The organism is Psychrobacter celer (assembly GCF_016107555.1).
In the GTDB taxonomy this organism is placed as follows: Bacteria; Pseudomonadota; Gammaproteobacteria; order Pseudomonadales; family Moraxellaceae; genus Psychrobacter; species Psychrobacter celer.
Window position 1 is genome coordinate 1 of the sequence record NZ_JABASU010000046.1, and the last position, 3,605, is coordinate 3,605.

At 39.5% G+C, this 3,605-nt stretch carries 3 protein-coding genes; all 3 read left to right on the plus strand.

Features of this window, described 5'->3' with window-relative positions; all coding sequences use genetic code 11:
• Positions 1-219, plus strand: a 219-nt coding sequence (locus JFC05_RS12820; protein WP_227697557.1) for a hypothetical protein, incomplete at its 5' end; no start/stop codon positions are given.
• 116 nt (positions 220-335) lie between these two features.
• Positions 336-1,565, plus strand: a complete 1,230-nt coding sequence (locus tag JFC05_RS12555; protein ID WP_198337126.1) for a protein rep — start codon at positions 336-338, stop codon at positions 1,563-1,565.
• 157 nt (positions 1,566-1,722) lie between these two features.
• Positions 1,723-3,492 (plus strand): MobA/MobL family protein, encoded by a 1,770-nt coding sequence (locus JFC05_RS12560; protein WP_198337127.1) that lies wholly within the window; start codon positions 1,723-1,725, stop codon positions 3,490-3,492.
• The last annotated feature ends 113 nt before the right edge of the window (positions 3,493-3,605 follow it).

Genomic DNA, 3,605 nt, shown 5'->3' on the forward strand with positions numbered 1-3,605 from the left:
CAAGACGCAGATTTTGGCATCTTTTTGCCAAAATTCTGTCTTTACAGTGTGATTATGGGCGTTAAAAAACTGGCTAAATGGGGTGTGTGGGTGATGACTATAATCCCAAAAATAAGGGTGATTTTGGGGGTTTTTCCTTCTATTTATACTATAGGGATAACTCACGGATTGAAATCAGGCGTTGAAATGCTGCTTAGGCTATACAGTACAAGGGTTTGATGTTGTTTATATGCTATAAATTAATATAGTAAGATTTTATTGACAGGCAAAAAAAAACCTTGCATAGTGATGAGTATCTGACATTCATTCACAAAAACAAGGTTTGTACGTACATAATGCCAAATCCCAGCATCCTCGTCAATACGAAGGGTGATTATATTGGTACTGACACCAATGTATTTTATCCTATTCGAACCCTTATCTTTCCTAACGTTCCTTATACTGACACTAAGTATAAACCTGCTTACCTGACATGGTATGAAAGCAAAAAAAGAAGTTCTCCTAAATTAATCGTTCCGATCACTAACGTTTTTGAACATTTATATCAAATACCGCCCTTAGATGGCACAGAATTGCCACTCAGCGAGGTTTCAAAAAAAGATAGTATATGGGACGCCCAACGCCATAGAACGGAGCAGGTGGGCGATATATACGGTTACGAACCTGAATTTGAGCGTTACCATGAACGTATGACAGATTGCAGTACATTTTTGGCTTATGGCTTTAATGATGATGGTTTAAAGCTGAAAAATGCCAATTTTTGTCGCGTACGTCATTGTCCAGTTTGCCAGTGGCGACGCTCGTTGCTATGGAAATCTAACATGTATGTTGCTTATGAAGAAATCAAAGATAAGTATCCTAAAGGGCGATGGCTGTTTCTAACGCTTACTATCAAGAATCCGCCTATTGGTGACTTGCGTGAAACGTTGAAGCATATGAATAAGGCTTGGGATAGGCTTGTTAAACGCAAAGCATTTTACAGTGTTGTCGATGGTTGGATCAGAACAACAGAAGTCACACGACCAAAGCAAAAGAAAAAGAAAAAATCCGATCCTGATGTTATATGTCCAATTTTTGGCAATACCCATGCACACCCACATTTTCACGTAATGCTTTTTGTTAAGCCCTCTTATTTTTCTACGGGCTATATGTCACAACAAAAATGGTCTGAACTGTGGTGTGACGTTCTGCGCGTTGATTATCAGCCAATTGTTGATATAAGGTCAATCAGAGCAAAAAAAGGTGAAACAAAAGAAGATGCAATAAAAAATGCAGTAATGGAAACGCTAAAATATTCCGTTAAACCCGATGACATGGTAGGTGACGGCAGCAAAAAAGCTAATGAATGGTTTTATGAATTAACGCGGCAGACGTTTAAATTAAGATTTGTTGCCAGTGGTGGGGTTCTTAAAAATGCCCTCAAACGTGATGATGATATTACCAATGATGATTTAGTTAATACTGGTAAGGATGAGGAAGAAAGTGAAACTGACGATCGCCGTTTGGTATTTACTTATGCGAAAATTAAGCATCGCTACTTGTATAATCCAAAATACAATCAGTAATTTTTTTGGGGGTTTGGGGTGCCCCCAACGTGGTTAGATAAATGATAAAAATGTACCGTAGGGGAGTTTTTGTTATTTCTCGTAACTGCGCTCTTAGTCAGAGGGACAAAAAGCAAAAGCGTAAGATACTATGATCAGATAAATTTTGGGTGGTGATATGTCAATCTATCGGCTTGAAAAAAAATCAATATCGCGGGGTAATGGTAGCAATCTTTGTGCTGCCGTTGCTTATCGTGGTGGACTAGAAGTTACTGATACAAACGAAAAAAACGAAAATGCAAAAACGCATGATTATCGAAATAAATCTGATGTTGCCCACGTTGAAGTAGTTGCTGGCGCTGATCTCATGATTGACGCGATTGATGCAGGCGCTTCGTTTGACGTTGCTTCTATCGCCCAGCTCGTTGAAAACACTGAAACGACAAAACGTGGCGCTATGAAAAAAAACGCAAAGCTAGCTAGTGAGTTTGTTTTGGCTGGCTCACATGAATTGTCATTGGCTGAGAATGTGGCGATGTTTAGCGAATTTGCTGAGAAAATAGCAGCCGACCAAGATACGATTGCAATGGTTTTTGTGCATGATCCCAAACTTAAGAAATCATCTAAAGATAATAGTGATGACCGTAATATTCATGCTCATATTGTCATGCTTAGCAGACGCGCAAAAATTGAAAATGGCGAATTGGTCTTAGGTGACAAGATTGATCTCGATCTGTCCGATACTGAGCGGCTCAAACGTGGTCTATCTACTGGGGCTGACGCTTTATCCGAAATTCGTAGTGACTGGGCTGATATTCAAAATAAAGCTTTAAAACGGCATGATATAGCCCCTGTCACACATAAAAGCTACAAAGATTTGGGTTTACCGCTTAAACCGACAAAACACCTAGGACGGTACGAAGCTGCATTAGTTCGAGAAGGAAAATACTCAAAAATTGGGGAATATAATGACAAAATCGAAGAAGAAAATAGGGCACACATTATCAGCACAGCAGATCAATACGATGCTGCTACAAGTGCAGCAATTGACAGTAGCGAACACGCAATTACAGAATACAGTGAACAATCAGAACGTAGAACTAGACAAATTAAGACAGCAGCTTCAAGAGTTGAATCGATCCAGCAACACGTTGATAATCGAGAAGCAAGAATTGATTGGGCAGATTCAAAGCATCAATCAGAAACAGAGCGAATCGAGCAAACAACACAGCGAATTGATGACACAAAACAAAGAATTGATGACACAAAACAAAGCGTTATCGGGAGTGAACGAGCGCTTGAACGATCAGGTCAAGCAATTAACGAATACACTAAATTTATCAATGGACAGCATGAAATCATAGAACAACAGAAAGCAGAAATAGACGCAAAACGTCAAGAACAGGTACAAGCGCAACAAAGAGCAAAACATAAAGCACAAGCAGAGGCGGAGCAGAAAATCTTAGGTCGGACGGCTTTTCATTTAGTTAATGTTAGAGCTTATGTATTGGCTAAAGATAAGCAAACTGGCAGGTTTGATAAAAGACTAGAAGGTGATGTTCCTATTGGCTCATTACTGCATAAAGCTATCAATGCTTTTAAGTCTGGTACTCATCATGTCGATGTCTTTGATAAGAATGCTGCTACGGGTTATACAGATATAAACTGGCACTTGAAAGGCAATAGAACTGCGCAACGTATTGAGGATTTTATTTTTGAAAATATTTCCGACAGAGATATAGCGCTCGACTACAATAATTTAGCTATCAAGGATTTTTTGCATAAGCATAAAATAGAATATGACATTGATGATCTGATTAAACTGAATGAGATGCACCCACCTAGCCCCGAAGAAGTTAAGCAGTCTGAGCCTAAACCTCACCCCCGACTCCAAGAACAGCATCATCAGCGAGAAAGACAGTATGACAGCCCTAGTCCTTTTAGCTGAAAACATTCCAACCCATCGCACCCCATAGCCACCGAGAAACGACCAGTAATCACACTGTCAAGACGCAGATTTTGGCATCTTTTTGCCAAAATTCTGTCTTTACAGTGTGATTA